This is a genomic window from Azospirillum melinis, from assembly GCF_013340935.1.
GTDB lineage: Bacteria > Pseudomonadota > Alphaproteobacteria > Azospirillales > Azospirillaceae > Azospirillum > Azospirillum melinis.
Window position 1 is genome coordinate 1 of the sequence record NZ_WHOS01000042.1, and the last position, 14,412, is coordinate 14,412.

Here is a 14,412-nt window from a genome sequence, read left to right on the forward strand (position 1 = left end):
CTTGGAGTGGCAAATGAGTTGGGGCGAGGCTCGGTGTTTCGACTTGAGCCACGCAATGGCCCCCCCTCACCCAGCCCTCTCCACGGAGGGGAGAGGGTTTCCGGGGTGGGAGAGGGTATCCTCGCCGGCTTCGTCGTCATCGCCGGTCTGATCATTGCCCAGCCGGCGAATGCCCAATCCGAAGCTCCCAAGGACACGCTGAAGCGGGTCGAGCAGCAGCTTCAGACCGGCAAGCAGCGCCAGCAGCAGTTGGAACGCCAGTCCCAGGCGCTTCAGACCGAACTCGATACCCTGCGCGGCCGGCTGATCGCGCTGGCCGATCAGGCCCGCGGGCAGGAGCAGACGCTCGACCAACTGGAAGACTCGCTCACCGCCCTTGAGGCGGAAGAGCGCGAGCGCTCCGCCGGTCTCGACGCCGAGCGTCAGCAGATCGCCACCCTGCTGGCCGCCCTGCAACGGCTGGCGCGCATCCCGCCGGAGGCGGCGCTGGCTCGGCCGGAAAGCCCCGTGGACACCCTGCGCTCCGCCCTGCTGCTGCGCGACGCCGTGCCGGCGCTGAGGGCGCGGGCCGATGCGCTGTCCCAGGCGCTGACCGCGCTGGCCGACACCCGTGGCAAGCTGGTCGACCAGCGGGCGAAGGCATTGGCGGCGCGGGTGGCGCTGACCGAAAAGCAGGACGAGATGAACCGCCTGATCGCCCGGCGCGAGGAGCTGTCGCGCCAGACGGAGGAGGAGCGCGTCCAGGTCGGCCAGCGCATGGCGGATTTGTCGGGGCAGGCCACCGACCTCCGCCAGCTGATGGAGCGCATCGAGGCCGAACGCCGCGCCGCCATCGAAGCCGCCGCCCGCCGTGAAGCCGAGCGGCGCGAGGCGGAGCGCAAGGAAGCCGCCAAGCGCGAAGCGGAAAAGCGCGAGGCCGAACGTCGCCTTGCCGCCCAGAAGGAAGCCGAGCGCAAGGAGGCCGAACGAAAGCTGGCCGAACTGCGCGCCGCCGAACAGAAAATCGCCGAACAGAAGGCCGCCGAGGAAAAGCGCGCAAAGGACGAGGCCGCCAGGGAGGCGGCACGCGAACGCGAGCTGGCCGCGAAGTCTCCTGACGGCCCGCCGGCCGTCTCCGGCATGGTTCTGCCGGCTGCCGGCAAGCTGACGACCCGCTTCGGCGAGGCCGACCGCTATGGCGCGACCAGCCGTGGCGTGACGGTCCAGACCCGGGCCGGAGCGACCGTGGTGGCGCCGCGCGGCGGCACGATCGTGTTCGCCGGTCCCTTCAAGGGCTATGGCCTCATCTTGATCGTGGAACATGGCAACGGATATCATAGTTTGATTGCGGGTTTGGGCCGGATCGAAACGGCCGTCGGGCGTAAGGTGGCCAGTGGGGAACCGCTGGCGGTCATGCCGCCGGATGGCAATCCGGATCTCTATTTCGAGCTGCGACGAAACGGCCAGCCGATCAATCCGCAACGCGGGTTCGGCGCCCCGGAGGGGAAAGGACAAGGGTAGATGAGGATGTTCAAGCGCGCCGCAACGGCGGCAGCTCTGGTGTTTCTGGGCGCCGGCGTCGCCACCGTCACTGCTCAGTCCAGCAATTCGTCGGACACCTACCGGCAGCTGAACCTGTTCGGCGACGTCTTCGAGCGCGTCCGCGCCGAGTATGTCGAGCCGGTGACCGACGAACAGCTGATCGAATCGGCGATCAACGGGATGCTGACCTCGCTCGACCCGCATTCCAGCTATCTGAACAAGAAGAGCTTCCAGGACATGCAGGTCCAGACCCGCGGCGAGTTCGGCGGGCTGGGCATCGAGGTGACGATGGAGAACGGCCTGGTGAAGGTCGTGTCGCCCATCGACGACACCCCGGCTTTCCGCGCCGGCCTGCAGCCGGGCGACCTGATCGTCCAGCTGAACGGCGAGGCGGTGATGGGCCTCAGCCTGAACGAGGCGGTGGAGAAAATGCGCGGGCCGGTGGGCAGCGAGCTGAAGGTCACCGTCCGCCGCGGCGAGGCGGGAGAGCCCTTCACCGTGTCGCTGACCCGCGCCGTCATCAAGGTGCAGTCGGTCCGCTTCCGCACCGAAGGCGACATCGGCTACATCCGCGTCACCAGCTTCAACGAACAGACGCAGAGCGGGCTGGAGAAGGCGATCTCCTCCATCCAGCAGCAGCTGGGCGACAAGCTGAAGGGCTTCGTGCTCGATCTGCGCAACAACCCGGGCGGCCTGCTCGACCAAGCGGTTTCGGTTTCCGACACCTTCCTGGAGAAGGGCGAGATCGTGTCGACCCGCGGCCGGCGCGCCGAGGAGGGCACCCGCTTCAACGCCAAGCCGGGCGACCTGATCAAGGGCATGCCGCTGGTGGTGCTGATCAACGGCGGGTCGGCCTCGGCCTCTGAAATCGTCGCCGGCGCCCTGCAGGACCACAAGCGCGCGATCATCATGGGCACTCAGAGCTTCGGCAAGGGATCGGTGCAGACCATCATCCCGCTGCCCGGTCATGGCGCCATGCGTCTGACCACGGCGCGCTACTACACGCCGTCGGGACGCTCGATCCAGCAGCTCGGCATCACCCCGGATATCGAGGTGCATGTCGCCAAGGTGGAGGACTTGGACAAGAACGTCATCCGCCGTCGCGAGGCCGATCTGAAGGGCGCGCTGGTCAACCCCGACGCCGCCAACAAGGCGCCGCGTCCGGCCACCACGAACCCGGCCGCTCCCGGCACGCCGGCCGCTCCGAACCCGGCAGCGCCGGCTCCGGGATCGGGCGCAGGTGCCGCCCCGGCGGCGCCCGGTGCTGCTCCCGGTGCTGCCCCTGCTCCGGGTGCCGCTCCCGCCCCGGCCGAGGGTGCGGCGGCGGAGGGGGCGGAGCCGCCCTTCGACTTCCAGCTCGCCCGCGCGCTGGATCTGCTGCGTGGCGTCGCCCTGTTCCAGCAGCGCTCCGCGGCGCGCTGATCGGAGCGAACGACGGTGAAGGCTCCCGCCCTGCTCGGTCGTCTGCGGTTCGATGTCCGGGGCCTGCGCCCCGGGCTCGGCTGGCTGCGCCGTTTCCGTCGCAACGGAGACGACCCGGCAGGGCGGCCGCGCAAGCCGCTTTCCAAGGCCCTGCTGGGTGCCGTCGCCGTGGTGGCGGTCGCCTATGCCGGCTTGGCCGGTTGGCTGGCGCTGAACGGCGGGGCAACGCGGGACGCGTGGCAGGCGTCGATTCCGTCGACGACGGTGGCGGTCGCCCCGCTGCCGCCGCCACCGCCGCCGGAGCCCAAGGTTGCAGCATCGGCGGTTCCGCCGCCGCTGCCGACCGATGCCGCCCCGCTGCCGCTGCCGGGTGTTCCGGCGGCGGCGGTGACGCTGGTCCCGGCCCCGGTGCCGGGATTGGTGGAGGACAGCCGCAACGGCCCGCTGCCGCGCATCGCCCAGGACGGGCGCAAGCCCTGGCAGGTCTATGCCCGGCCATTCCCGGCGACCGACAAGCGGCCGCGCATCGCCATCGTGATGTCCGACCTCGGGCTCAGCGGCGTCACCACCGGCAATGCGCTGGCGAAGCTGCCGCCCGGCATCACGCTGGCCTTCCTGCCCTATGCCGAGCGGCTGGACGATTGGGTCGAGCGTGCCCGCACCAAGGGGCACGAGGTGATGCTGTCGGTGCCGATGGAGCCGCTGAACTACCCGCGTGACGATCCCGGCCCCAATGCGCTGCTGACCATGCTCGGCCCCGACCGCAATGTGGAGCGGCTGGAATGGTCGCTGGGCAAGGCGGTGGGCTATGTCGGCATCACCAGCACCACCGGCAGCAAGTTCACAGCCAACCCGGCGGCGATGCAGCCGGTGATCGACGCGCTGAAGGCTCGCGGCCTGCTGCTGGTCGATGCCCGCGCCAATCCCAAGAGCGTCGCCGGGCCGCTCGCCAATCTGGCCGGCGTGCCGCGGGCGCTGGGCGACCGTGTCATCGACCGCGACTTGTCGCGCGGCGCCATCGACGACCAACTGCGTGAGTTGGAAGAGATTGCCAAGACCAACGGTGCCGCCGTCGGTTTCGCCTCCCCCTATCCGACGACGATCGAGCGCCTCAATCTCTGGATGACCGCTCTGGCCGACCGCGGCATCGCGCTGGCCCCGGTGTCGGCTGTGGTCAATATCCAGAAATAGCGTACCGGCCGGCTTCTCACCCGATTGGTCTGAATGCGACAACGCGCGTCGGCCGGATGCACGCCTATGTCTTGCGCGATTGCGTCCTATACGAGAATATCCCCGCCGGTTTTCGAATTGGCGGAGAGGGCGGATGTTTCATCCGGAAGCGCTGGAGCCCATTGTCGCGTTCCTGCGTGGCATCGGCATGCAGGTGGAGTATGGCGACGCTGCCCATGGCGGCTTCCTACCCGGTGTGAACATCCAGGCCGGGGCGCTCCATGTCGATCCGGAGACGCTGCTGGGACCGGGCGACCTGCTGCATGAGGCTGGGCATATCATCGTCCTGCCGCGTCAATGCTGGCCGTCGCTGGGGCGTGACGTGCAGGCGGACATCGACACCATCCTCGCCGACCAGACCGCGCGCGACGGCACCCCCGACCCGATCCTGACCAGGGCCGCCCGCCAGGGCGAATTCATGTCGCAAGCCTGGTCCTATGCTGTGGTCCGGCATCTGGACCTGCCGCAGGAATGCTTGTTCTTTCCCGGCTCCTACCGGTGCAGCGGCTATGAGGGCACCCACCCGATGCTGGCCTGGATCGAGCAGGGAACCCATTCCGGCCTGATCAATCTGGCGCAGGCGGGCTTCACCGGCTATGCGGGGATGTTCGCATTCATGGGCGACAATGGGCTGGCCCCGTTCCCGCAGATGGCAAAGTGGACGTTGGACTGAGGGGACTGTCGGCAGTGCCCTTCAGCCGCAGAGCGCATCCCAATCCAGCGCCCCCGGGTCCTCGACCAGATGGTCCACCGTGTCGAACACCACGGCGGGGTGTTGGGGCCAGGCGATGGTCAGCATGCCGGCAGCTTTGGCGCTGCGGGCGCCGGTGGGGCTGTCCTCGATCACCGCGCAGGCTTCCGGCGGCAGTCCCAGCATCTTTGCCGCCAGCAGGTAGGGCTCCGGATGGGGCTTGCCGTTGGCAACGTCTTCGCGGGCGATGCTGAAGCGGAAATGCGGGATCGCCATCGCCCGCATGTTGGCATCGACGATCATGCGCCCGCCGTTCGACACGCAGGCCTGGGCCAGCCCGCGGACGGCGAAGGCCTCCACCAGGGCGAAGGCGCCCTCGCGCGGGCGCACCCGATCAACGTTGGCGACATACTGGGCGTTGATTTCGTCGGCCCAGACATGCAGGTCGATGGGGAAGGGGCGGCGGGCATGCAGGGCGGCGTAGATCTCGCGGAACGCCACGCCGTGCATCGACCGGCAGTCCTCCTCGCTCAGTTCATGGCCATAACCGCGGCAGACATCGACTGTGATCTGCTGGTGCCAGGGCTCGCTGTCCATCAGCGTGCCGTCGATGTCCCACAGGATGGCACGGATCGGGGGGCGCGACATCACGGTCACCGCACCACCAGATCGTCGCGGTGGATCATCTCGTCCCGCCCCTGATAGCCCAGGATCTCCGGGATCTCGGTGCTCTTGTGGCGCAGGATCTTGCGGGCGTCGTCGGCACTGTAGGCGACGAGGCCGCGGGCGACCTCGCGCCCCTCCTGCGTGCGGACGATCACCACGTCGCCGCGGTCGAAGTCTCCCTGCACGGCACTGACGCCGGCGGGCAGCAGGCTGGCACCGTGGGACAGGGCGCGCATGGCACCGTCATCGACCACAAGCACGCCGGTGGCGTTGACATGGCCGGCAATCCAGGCCTTGCGGGCGCTGGTCGGCTCGGCCGACGGCAGGAACCAGGTGCAGAGCGCGCCGCCATCCTCCGGCCGCTGCTCCAGCGCCGTCAGCGGGTTCATGCGCTTGCCCTTGGCGATGACCATGCGGCAACCGGCCGACAGGGCGACGCGCGCAGCGGCGATCTTGGTCACCATGCCGCCGCTGCTGTAACCGGGGGGCGGCTCGCCGGCCATGCCCTCGATCTCCGGCGTCAGTTCGCGCACGGTTGGGATGTGGCGGGCGTCCGGGTCCTTGCGCGGGTCGGCGGTGTAGAGGCCGTCGATGTCCGACAGCAGAACCAGCGTGTCGGCGCTGACCATCTGCGCGACGCGGGCGGCCAGCCGGTCGTTGTCGCCGAAACGGATTTCGGCGGTGGCGACCGTGTCGTTCTCGTTGATGACGGGAACGGCACCCAGCTTCAGCAGCGTGTCGATGGTGTTGCGGGCGTTCAGGTGGCGCCGCCGCTCTTCCGTGTCCTCCAGCGTCACCAGCACCTGGGCGACGGTGACGTCATGGCGGGCCAGCGTTTCCTGATAGGCGTGGGCAAGGCGGATCTGGCCGGTGGCGGCGGCGGCCTGTTTCTCTTCCAGCTTCAGCGCCCGGCCGACGAGGCCAAGATGCTCCCGCCCGCAGGCGACGGCGCCGGAGGTGACGATCACAACCTCCTGCCCGCGCTTGCGGCAGGCGGCGACGTCGTCGGTCAGCGCGTCGAGCCAGTCCCGGCGGATTTGCCGGGTTTCCCCGTCGACCAGAAGGGCCGAGCCGATCTTCACGACCAGCCGGCGGGATTCGAGAAGGGTAGGGGCGTCAAGCGCCATGGCGGGAGGTTCCGTCCGTATCGTCGTCCGAACCGTCCTCTTCGCCTTCCGGCTCCTCTCCGTCAAGGGCTTCGTCCGAGTCGCCGTCCTCCAGCTCCTCACCCTCTTCGAGATCGCCTTCTTCAAGCTGGGCGGCTTCGAGGTCTTCCTCCTCGAAATCCTCATCCTCGAGATTGCCTTCCTCGCCGCCGACCCATTCGCCGGTTTCATCGTCCCACTGCATCTCACCGTCGTCGGGCAGCTTCTGGCCGACCGGTGGGCGCGGGATGGAGCGGGTCGCCGGGGCGTTGATGACCTCGGGCTCTTCCGCCTTCGACTCCTTGATGACGGTCAGCAGACGGTAGAGCACCTGCTTCACGCCCTGGCCGGTGGCGCCCGACAGCACCATGACCTCGGCGCCCGATGCCTCCTCCAGCGCCGCCTTCTTCTCCTCGATCTCCTCGTCGAGCAGGGCGTCGGACTTGTTCAGCCCGATGACCTCCGTCTTGTCGGCGAGGTTGCCGCCATAGGCCTCCAGCTCGTTCCGGATCGTGCGGTAGGAGGCGACGACGTCGTCGGCCGTGCCGTCGATCAGGTGCAGCAGGATGCGCGAGCGCTCGACGTGACCGAGGAAGCGGTCGCCCAGCCCATGGCCCTCGTGCGCGCCCTCGATCAGGCCGGGAATGTCGGCGATGACGAACTCTTCGTCACCGGCGCGGACGACGCCCAGGTTGGGAGCCAGCGTGGTGAAGGGGTAGTCGGCGATCTTCGGCTTGGCCGCGGTGGTGGCGGCCAGGAAGGTCGACTTGCCGGCATTGGGCAGCCCAAGCAGGCCGGCATCGGCGATCAGCTTCAGCCGCAGCCACACCCACTGCTCCTGCCCCGGCCAGCCGGGGTGGAACTTGCGCGGCGCCCGGTTGGTCGGCGTCTTGAAGTGCGCGTTGCCGTGCCCGCCGTCGCCGCCGCGCAGGAAGACGCGGCGCTGGCCGGCCTCGGTCAGGTCGCACAGCACGGTTTCCTGGGTCTCGTCCAGGATCTGGGTCCCGACCGGCACCTTCAGGACGACATCCTCGCCACGCGCGCCGTTGCGGTTGCTGCCCATGCCGTGATGGCCGCGCTGCGCCTTGAAGTGCTGCTTGTAGCGGTAATCGATCAGCGTGTTCAGGCCGTCCGCCGCCTCGATGATCACATCGCCGCCACGGCCGCCGTCGCCGCCGTCCGGGCCGCCGAACTCGATGAACTTCTCGCGCCGGAACGCCACGGCACCGGGTCCGCCGTCACCGCTCTTCAAGAACACCTTGGCCTGATCGAGAAACTTCATCGGGGGACCTTGCCCGTAAACGGAAGGGGAACCGGCGGCGGGACGGCACCGGACTGAAAACGAAAATCGGGGAGCCGGTCGCCCGGTCCCCCGATTTTATCCCACAAGCGTGCAGGCCTGCGACACAGGCCGCTCAACGACCTTACTGGTTGTTCGGCCCGATCACTCGGCGGCGACGGCCGGAACTTCCTGGTCGTTGGCCGGAACGACGTTCACGAAAGTGCGGCCGTTCGAGCTGTGCTTGAAGTAAACCTGACCGTCGGCCATCGCGAAGATGGTGTGGTCGCGGCCGAGGCCGACATTCTCGCCCGGGTGGAACTTCGTGCCACGCTGACGGACGATGATGTTGCCGGAGACGACGTTCTCGCCACCGAAACGCTTCACGCCGAGACGGCGACCGGCGGAGTCACGGCCGTTGCGGGACGAGCCGCCTGCCTTTTTGTGTGCCATGGGGTGTTGCTCCTAATACTGAAGATGCGCCTGGAAGCTTGACCGGAAGACCCGGATCAGGCCGCGCCGTTGATGCCGGTGATGCGCAGGACGGTCAGGTCCTGGCGGTGGCCGTTCTTACGGCGGTAGTTCTGGCGGCGCTTCTTCTTGAAGACGATGATCTTCGGGCCGCGATCCTGGGCGACGACCTCGGCGACGACCGAGGCGCCGGCCACGGTCGGGGTGCCAATGGTGGTGTTGCCTGCGTCGCCGACCATCAGCACGTCATCGAGCGTGATGGAGGCGCCAGCATCGGCCTCGAGCTTCTCAACACGGATCACGTCGCCATTGGCGACCTTGTACTGCTTGCCGCCGGTGCGGATCACTGCAAACATTGTCGTCACTGCCTATGTCAAAACAAACGGCGGGCTTCTCGCCCACCGTTCGATGCGCAAGCCCGTTCATGGGAGCGACGATCTATACTCAAGGTGGCCTGAGAGTCAACAGGGATACGGCCGAAAAGCTTCGCATTTTTCTGCAAAAAAGGCTTGCGCGGCCGGAGGCGTTTATATAGGTTCCGCCCACCCCGCCAAACGGGGCAGCGGATGGGTGGCAGAGCGGTTGAATGCACCGCACTCGAAATGCGGCATACCCTCACGGGTATCGGGAGTTCGAATCTCCCCCCATCCGCCATTCTCTCTCACCAGAGAGTAAATTGCAAAGCGCCAGCCGGATCGGCTAGGCGCTTTTTTCTTGTCCGGCTCGCGGCCGCCTTCGTATCGGTTGCCTTTCTCTCGGCTGCCCCGGTCTTTTCCGGTTGGGCACCTCCTTTTTCTCCGGGCCGTCGCGATGGCCGTTCCCCCGGCTGGTTTGTTGGTCATCTCAACACCAACGCCCAGATCCCTTCGGTGCGATCCGCCAGGGATGCGACCGGAGGGGTGCCGCCATGAACACGCTCAGCCGCCACGACGGGTGCCTGCGCTTCTCCTATGTCGTCGACGGCGGCCTGCGCGTCGAAGGCACCCACGATCCGGCGGAGCAGGTGCTGGTCCTGAAGGTGACGACGCCGCTGGGGCGGGTGATCCATATGGATGCGATTCCCTGCGACGACCCCCGTGTCATCCTGGCGGCGCTGCGCGAATGGGGCGAGCCGCCGGAGGAGGTGCGCGACGCTCTGCCTGCGCTGGGCGGCAACGCGATCCTGCTGGAGACGCGGCTTGGCGACTCGGTGCGCGCCTCTGTCCGCCGCCATGGCATGAAGGTGGAGGTCGTCTTCATCGACGGCGATGGCCGGCGGCTGGCGGAGTTGCGCGCCGGCAGCCTCGAGGCGCTCGACGCCAAGGCCGGCGGACTGCTGCGCCTGTCGCAGCGGACCCGCGCGGTGCTCAGCGCCTGGCTGTCGGCCGAACCGCTGTGGCTGGCGGCATTCCTGTTGGGCGGGCCTTTCCTCGGCGCGTTGCTGATCGTCTTCGGCGCGCAGGTATCGCCGGAACAGGTGCTGGTCACTGCCTATGCCGGGGCTGCCGGGCTGGTCGCCGCCTATGAGCTGCTGCGCGCCGGTTACGCCGAGTGGGTGCTCGCGCCGCCGGACAGCTTTCCGCGCCAGTGATCTCCGGCATTTAATCCGTATCACGGATCTTCCGTTTGACGGAAAAACAAACCCCGACGCTGTGGTGCCAGCTTCGGGAGTCCGACCATCGCCCCGCCCATGACTGGGCCAAACGACTGGGAGGACATCACATGACGCAGGCTCGATACTGGATCGCCGGCTGCGCGATTTCCCTTCTGTGCACAGGCACGCTCTCGATGGCATCCGCCGCGGATCCCGCGCTGGAAGGCGCGGTGCGCAAGGCGGTCAGCCAGCAGGCCCAGCCATGGCTGGCCGATCCGGCGGTGGTGGGCGCGGTGAAATCGCAGAACAGCAGGAATGCCGGCATCGCCCAGGCCAAGATCGACGAGATGGACAACACCTGGAAGGCGGCGGCTAAGGCGGGAGGCGCCAACCCGGCCTTCGATGAGGTCTCGTCGAATGCGGTGTCCAAGCAGTTGAAGCAGGTCGTCGCCGGCAGCAATGGCCGGATCGTCGAAATCCTTCTGATGGACGACCATGGGCTGAATGTCGGCCAGACTGCCGGGACCTCCGACTTCTGGCAGGGCGACGAGCCGAAATGGCAGAAGATCTTCACCAGCAATGCCGATCTCTACATGACCGACCCGGAGAAGGACGACAAGACCGGCGCCATGCTGACCGAGGCCAGCGTTCCGGTGATGGACCCGGCGGGCAAGCAGAAGATCGGCGTGGCGATGATTGTTCTGGACACCGCGAAGCTGGGCCAATAGGCGTCACCCGCAGCGGCGGTTCGGCAAAGCAAACGGCGCCCCGGATGGTCCGGGGCGCCGTTCTCATGTCCGCTTCAAAAGCGGACGGACCGCGTCAGGGCGTCAGGCCGCCTGCTGGGTCAGGGCGGGGGCCGGAGCGGGCGTCTCGACCTCCACCGACTGGTTGCCGGCGGCAGTGACGATCGGAATGCTCCGCGGCTTCATCGCTTCGGGTACCTCGCGCGCCAGCTCGATGTGCAGAAGGCCATTCTGAAGAGACGCGCTGGTCACCTTGATGAAATCGGCCAGCTGAAAGCGGCGCTCGAACGCGCGCCCGGCGATACCCCGGTAGAGGAATTGGCCGGTCGGCTCGTCCTTCTTAGCTTTACCAGTGACGGTCAACGAGTTCTGGTGAGCGACGATGTTGAGGTCGTCCAGACCAAAGCCGGCAACGGCCATGGTGATCCGGTACGAATCCTCGCTCAGTTTTTCGATGTTGTAGGGCGGATAGGACGCCGCCTCGTCACCGGTGGTCGCGGTCTCCAGCAGACGCGACAGACGGTCGAAACCGACGGTGGAACGGAACAGCGGCGAAAGGTCGTAGCTACGCATGACATATCCTCCGAAAGAGCGATACGGCCATCGAGGACCACGGTCTGGTCGGTCCTCGAAGGTGGGGTTGGAGGCGGACCCCGTATGGGCATCCGCCTGACGAGCGAGAGATAATCGGCGCTTTTTCCTGTTCAAGAGGGCGGTCGCACAAACGCCGGCCAGACCCCGCCTGGGGTTGCCGGGTACCGCCCAGTCACCAATTGTTAATCAGTTGCGGCAAGGCTCACGCTAGGGCCGTAAGTCCGCGGGAGGGGGCCGACGACCATGACTTCGCACACCTTCTTCTTCAACGGTCCCTACGACGAGACCATGGCCCTCTTGATCGAGGCGCGGAATTACATCGCCTATCATGATGCGGCTGAACACCGGAAGCTGCCGCCTCAGGTCCGCTTGCAGATTTCCTACGAATCCATGCGGGTGACCAGCCGCCTGACCCAGGTGATGGCGTGGCTGCTGGCGCAGAAGGCGGTTCATGCCGGCGAGATGTCGAAGGAGCAGGCGGCGAGCGAGGATTTCGCGCTGTCCGGAGGCGAGATCTGTTCCGATCCCAGCGGCCCCGACAACGAGGAACTGCCGTCCGGTCTGCGCAGCCTGCTGGAACGCAGCCACAGCCTCTACATGCGTGTCCACCGGCTGGACGCCATGGTCCGCGCCGATGTGGAGCGCGAGGCCGCCGCGGCGGCTGTCGGGTAAGCTTGCGGTGGGGGGAAAGGCGGCCGCCGCGCCATATGCAAACGGAAAAGTACAAACGAAAAGGGCGTCCGAACCGGTCGGACGCCCTTTTCGCATCGGCAGGATAGAAGTGCGGTAACGCTTACTTCTTGAGGCCGAAGTTCGCGAAGCGCTTGTTGAACTTGGCGATCTGCCCGCCGGTGTCCAGCAGCTTCTGCACGCCGGTCCAGGCCGGGTGAGACTTCGGGTCGATGTCGAGGCGCAGCGTGTCGCCCGGCTTGCCCATGGTGGAGCGGGTCGTGAACGAGCTGCCGTCGGTCATGACCACGGTGATCTCGTGATAGTCGGGATGGATGTCAGTCTTCATGGCCGGGGTTCCTGCAAAGCGAGCGGCGTCTATACCAAAACGCCTTCGCCGGTGCAACCCCGGAATCGAGCCTCGTTCGCGCAGTCTTCGGCGGGTTCCAAGGCCGTTTCTGCGGCGGTTTTGCCCGTCCATCGCCTTGTTGGCGTCGCCGCACCGCGCTATATGCCACCGATCCGCATCAATAACCCCAACAGACAAGCGGGAACCGCGTGGCTCGCCAACCCTCCCCCGACATGATCGCCGCCTCCGCCCGTGGCGAGGCGGATGCCCGCCGCCGCGACCTCGGCCCCCTGCGCCGGCTGGTGCCGTTCCTGCTTCCCTACAAGTGGCGAATCCTGGGCGCCATGGTGGCGCTGACCGTGGCCGCCGGCACCGTGCTGGGGCTGGGGCAGGGGATGCGGGTGCTGATCGACCAGGGTTTCGCCGGCGGCGACACCTCGCTGCTCGACCGCTCGCTTCTGGTGCTGCTGGCGGTGATCGCGCTGATGGCGGCCTCGACCTATGGCCGCTTCTATCTGGTCAGCTGGATCGGCGAACGGGTGGTCGCCGACATCCGGCGCGCCGTCTACGACCATGTGCTGACCCTGTCGCCCGGCTTCTTCGAGACGACCAAGACCGGCGAGATCCTGTCGCGCCTGACCACCGACACCACGCTGTTGCAGGTGGTGGTCGGTTCGTCCGCCTCCATCGCGCTGCGCAACGCGTTGCTGTTCCTGGGCGGCACCGGCATGCTGCTGATCACCTCGCCCAAGCTGACCGGGCTGGTGGCGCTGGTGGTTCCGCTGGTGGTGGCGCCGATCGTTTTCTTCGGCCGGCGGGTGCGCAAGCTGTCGCGCGACAGCCAGGACCGCATCGCCGACATCGGCTCCTTCGTGGAGGAGACTTTGGCCGCCATCCGCACGGTCCAGGCCTACACCCACGAGGCCATCGACCGCACCCTGTTCGGCAAACGGGTGGAGGAAGCCTTCGACGTCGCCATCCGCCGGGTGCGCGTGCGGGCGGTGATGACGGTGATCGTCATCGTTCTGGTCTTCGGCGCCGTCGGCATCATCCTGTGGATCGGCGGTCATGACGTGGTGGCGGGACGCATCACGCCGGGCCAGCTGTCGGCCTTCGTCATCTATTCCGTGGTGGTCGCCGGGTCGGTCGGCGCCATCAGCGAGGTGATCGGCGACCTCCAGCGCGCGGCCGGCGCCACCGAGCGTCTGTTCAGCCTGCTGTCCGTCGAGTCGGAAATCCGTGCCCCGGCCGCGCCGAAGCCGTTGCCCAGCCCGGCGGCGGGAGCGCTGTCCTTCGACAATGTCCGCTTCCACTACCCGTCGCGTCCCGACTGGGCGGCGCTGGAAGGCTTCTCGCTGGACGTGAGGCCGGGCGAGCGGGTGGCTCTGGTCGGCCCGTCGGGGGCGGGCAAGTCGACGGTGTTCCAGCTTCTGCTGCGCTATTACGACCCGCAGGCCGGTTCGGTGCGGCTCGACGGGGTCGATGTGCGCGATGCCGATCCGGTGGATGTGCGCCGCCGTCTCGGCCTCGTCGCCCAGGACCCGGTGGTGTTCTCCGCCAACGCCTGGGAGAACATCCGCTACGGCCGGCCCGACGCGTCGGATGCCGAGGTGCGCGCCGCCGCCGAGGCCGCCCATGCGCTGGACTTCCTCGATGCGCTGCCGGAGGGGTTCGGCACCTTTCTGGGCGAGAAGGGCGTGCGGCTGTCGGGCGGCCAGCGCCAGCGTCTTGCCATCGCCCGCGCCATCCTGCGCGACCCGCCGGTGCTGCTGCTGGACGAGGCGACCAGCGCGCTGGATGCCGAAAGCGAGCGGATGGTGCAGGACGCGCTCGACCGGCTTATGCATGGCCGCACCACGCTGATCGTCGCCCACCGGCTGGCGACGGTGCTGAACGCCGACCGCATCGTGGTGATGGACAAGGGCCGCGTGGTGGAGACCGGCACCCATGGCGAGCTGGTGGCGCAGGGCGGGCTCTATGCAAGGCTGGCGGCCTTGCAGTTCGACCGCGCGGACGGGGTGGCCTAAGGGGACATCGCCGGGGGCATCGACGCCTC

The 14,412-nt window shown here is 67.6% G+C and carries 15 protein-coding genes and 1 tRNA gene; 9 read left to right on the top strand and 7 right to left on the bottom strand.

Translation table 11 applies throughout. The annotated features are described in order from the left end of the window. Positions 1 to 105 precede the first annotated feature (105 nt). The 4 genes from GBZ48_RS25025 to GBZ48_RS25040 all read left to right on the top strand — a co-directional run bounded on the left by GBZ48_RS25025 (position 106) and on the right by GBZ48_RS25040 (position 4,846). Positions 106 to 1,500, top strand: a complete 1,395-nt coding sequence (locus GBZ48_RS25025) for a murein hydrolase activator EnvC family protein (RefSeq protein WP_343049658.1) — start codon at positions 106 to 108, stop codon at positions 1,498 to 1,500. After that, positions 1,501 to 2,943 carry a S41 family peptidase gene (locus GBZ48_RS25030; RefSeq protein ID WP_174473506.1) on the top strand — a complete coding sequence of 481 codons (1,443 nt, stop codon included), beginning with the start codon at positions 1,501 to 1,503 and terminating at the stop codon, positions 2,941 to 2,943. It abuts the gene before it with no gap. 15 nt (positions 2,944 to 2,958) lie between these two features. Then, positions 2,959 to 4,134 carry a divergent polysaccharide deacetylase family protein gene (locus GBZ48_RS25035; RefSeq protein ID WP_174473507.1) on the top strand — a complete coding sequence of 392 codons (1,176 nt, stop codon included), beginning with the start codon at positions 2,959 to 2,961 and terminating at the stop codon, positions 4,132 to 4,134. 133 nt (positions 4,135 to 4,267) lie between these two features. Then, the gene (locus tag GBZ48_RS25040) at positions 4,268 to 4,846 is read left to right on the top strand and encodes a hypothetical protein (RefSeq protein WP_174473508.1); all 579 of its coding nucleotides are present in this window, start codon (positions 4,268 to 4,270) and stop codon (positions 4,844 to 4,846) included. Between the two features lie 21 nt (positions 4,847 to 4,867). On the opposite strand, the gene GBZ48_RS25045 is transcribed toward GBZ48_RS25040, so the two are convergent. From GBZ48_RS25045 to rplU, 5 genes are all read right to left on the bottom strand, one after another. Further along, the gene (locus GBZ48_RS25045) at positions 4,868 to 5,512 is read right to left on the bottom strand and encodes an HAD family hydrolase (protein ID WP_174473509.1); all 645 of its coding nucleotides are present in this window, start codon (positions 5,510 to 5,512) and stop codon (positions 4,868 to 4,870) included. A 5-nt stretch (positions 5,513 to 5,517) separates the two neighbouring features. Continuing rightward, entirely contained in the window at positions 5,518 to 6,657 is a 1,140-nt protein-coding gene (proB, locus tag GBZ48_RS25050; RefSeq protein WP_174473510.1) for a glutamate 5-kinase, read from the bottom strand. Then, on the bottom strand, positions 6,647 to 7,957 hold the full coding sequence (obgE, locus tag GBZ48_RS25055) for a GTPase ObgE (protein WP_174473511.1): 1,311 nt from the start codon (positions 7,955 to 7,957) through the stop codon (positions 6,647 to 6,649). The genes proB and obgE overlap by 11 nt, the downstream gene beginning before the upstream one ends. A 162-nt stretch (positions 7,958 to 8,119) precedes the next feature. Beyond that, entirely contained in the window at positions 8,120 to 8,407 is a 288-nt protein-coding gene (gene rpmA, locus GBZ48_RS25060) for a 50S ribosomal protein L27 (RefSeq protein WP_109048977.1), read from the bottom strand. Positions 8,408 to 8,463: 56 nt separating this feature from the next. After that, on the bottom strand, positions 8,464 to 8,781 hold the full coding sequence (gene rplU, locus GBZ48_RS25065; RefSeq protein WP_012974890.1) for a 50S ribosomal protein L21: 318 nt from the start codon (positions 8,779 to 8,781) through the stop codon (positions 8,464 to 8,466). Positions 8,782 to 8,989: 208 nt separating this feature from the next. Here rplU and GBZ48_RS25070 point away from each other — a divergent pair. The 3 genes from GBZ48_RS25070 (at position 8,990) to GBZ48_RS25080 (ending at position 10,726) form a co-directional block, all read left to right on the top strand. Continuing rightward, positions 8,990 to 9,079: transfer RNA gene (locus tag GBZ48_RS25070), tRNA-Ser, on the top strand. A gap of 253 nt (positions 9,080 to 9,332) precedes the next feature. Then, positions 9,333 to 9,995: a hypothetical protein gene (locus tag GBZ48_RS25075; protein ID WP_174473512.1), complete on the top strand. Its 663-nt coding sequence runs from the start codon at positions 9,333 to 9,335 to the stop codon at positions 9,993 to 9,995. Between the two features lie 131 nt (positions 9,996 to 10,126). Further along, a complete protein-coding gene (locus GBZ48_RS25080) occupies positions 10,127 to 10,726 on the top strand; it encodes a PDC sensor domain-containing protein (RefSeq protein ID WP_174473513.1) in 600 nt (199 codons plus the stop codon). Between the two features lie 102 nt (positions 10,727 to 10,828). Here GBZ48_RS25080 and GBZ48_RS25085 read toward each other — a convergent pair whose 3' ends face one another. Continuing rightward, positions 10,829 to 11,317, bottom strand: coding sequence for an Hsp20 family protein (locus GBZ48_RS25085; protein ID WP_174473514.1), 489 nt, complete (start codon positions 11,315 to 11,317; stop codon positions 10,829 to 10,831). Between the two features lie 264 nt (positions 11,318 to 11,581). Here GBZ48_RS25085 and GBZ48_RS25090 point away from each other — a divergent pair, with 264 nt between their 5' ends. Next, positions 11,582 to 12,010: a DUF1465 family protein gene (locus GBZ48_RS25090; protein WP_098739216.1), complete on the top strand. Its 429-nt coding sequence runs from the start codon at positions 11,582 to 11,584 to the stop codon at positions 12,008 to 12,010. A 121-nt stretch (positions 12,011 to 12,131) separates the two neighbouring features. Here GBZ48_RS25090 and rpmE read toward each other — a convergent pair whose 3' ends face one another. Then, a complete protein-coding gene (rpmE, locus tag GBZ48_RS25095; RefSeq protein WP_012974887.1) occupies positions 12,132 to 12,356 on the bottom strand; it encodes a 50S ribosomal protein L31 in 225 nt (74 codons plus the stop codon). Positions 12,357 to 12,589: 233 nt separating this feature from the next. Here rpmE and GBZ48_RS25100 point away from each other — a divergent pair, with 233 nt between their 5' ends. After that, complete coding sequence (locus GBZ48_RS25100) at positions 12,590 to 14,383, top strand: ABC transporter transmembrane domain-containing protein (RefSeq protein WP_174473550.1); 1,794 nt, start codon at positions 12,590 to 12,592, stop codon at positions 14,381 to 14,383. Positions 14,384 to 14,412 lie beyond the last annotated feature (29 nt).

Bases quoted from the DNA above. Each gene is read 5' to 3' on its own strand.
- GBZ48_RS25030 (WP_174473506.1), top strand. From the start codon at position 1,501: ATGAGGATGTTCAAGCGCGCCGCAACGGCGGCAGCTCTGGTGTTTCTG.
- GBZ48_RS25040 (WP_174473508.1), top strand. From the start codon at position 4,268: ATGTTTCATCCGGAAGCGCTGGAGCCCATTGTCGCGTTCCTGCGTGGC.
- GBZ48_RS25045 (WP_174473509.1), bottom strand. From the start codon at position 5,512: ATGTCGCGCCCCCCGATCCGTGCCATCCTGTGGGACATCGACGGCACG.
- proB (WP_174473510.1), bottom strand. From the start codon at position 6,657: ATGGCGCTTGACGCCCCTACCCTTCTCGAATCCCGCCGGCTGGTCGTG.
- obgE (WP_174473511.1), bottom strand. From the start codon at position 7,957: ATGAAGTTTCTCGATCAGGCCAAGGTGTTCTTGAAGAGCGGTGACGGC.
- rpmA (WP_109048977.1), bottom strand. From the start codon at position 8,407: ATGGCACACAAAAAGGCAGGCGGCTCGTCCCGCAACGGCCGTGACTCC.
- rplU (WP_012974890.1), bottom strand. From the start codon at position 8,781: ATGTTTGCAGTGATCCGCACCGGCGGCAAGCAGTACAAGGTCGCCAAT.
- GBZ48_RS25075 (WP_174473512.1), top strand. From the start codon at position 9,333: ATGAACACGCTCAGCCGCCACGACGGGTGCCTGCGCTTCTCCTATGTC.
- GBZ48_RS25080 (WP_174473513.1), top strand. From the start codon at position 10,127: ATGACGCAGGCTCGATACTGGATCGCCGGCTGCGCGATTTCCCTTCTG.
- GBZ48_RS25085 (WP_174473514.1), bottom strand. From the start codon at position 11,317: ATGCGTAGCTACGACCTTTCGCCGCTGTTCCGTTCCACCGTCGGTTTC.
- GBZ48_RS25090 (WP_098739216.1), top strand. From the start codon at position 11,582: ATGACTTCGCACACCTTCTTCTTCAACGGTCCCTACGACGAGACCATG.
- rpmE (WP_012974887.1), bottom strand. From the start codon at position 12,356: ATGAAGACTGACATCCATCCCGACTATCACGAGATCACCGTGGTCATG.
- GBZ48_RS25100 (WP_174473550.1), top strand. From the start codon at position 12,590: ATGATCGCCGCCTCCGCCCGTGGCGAGGCGGATGCCCGCCGCCGCGAC.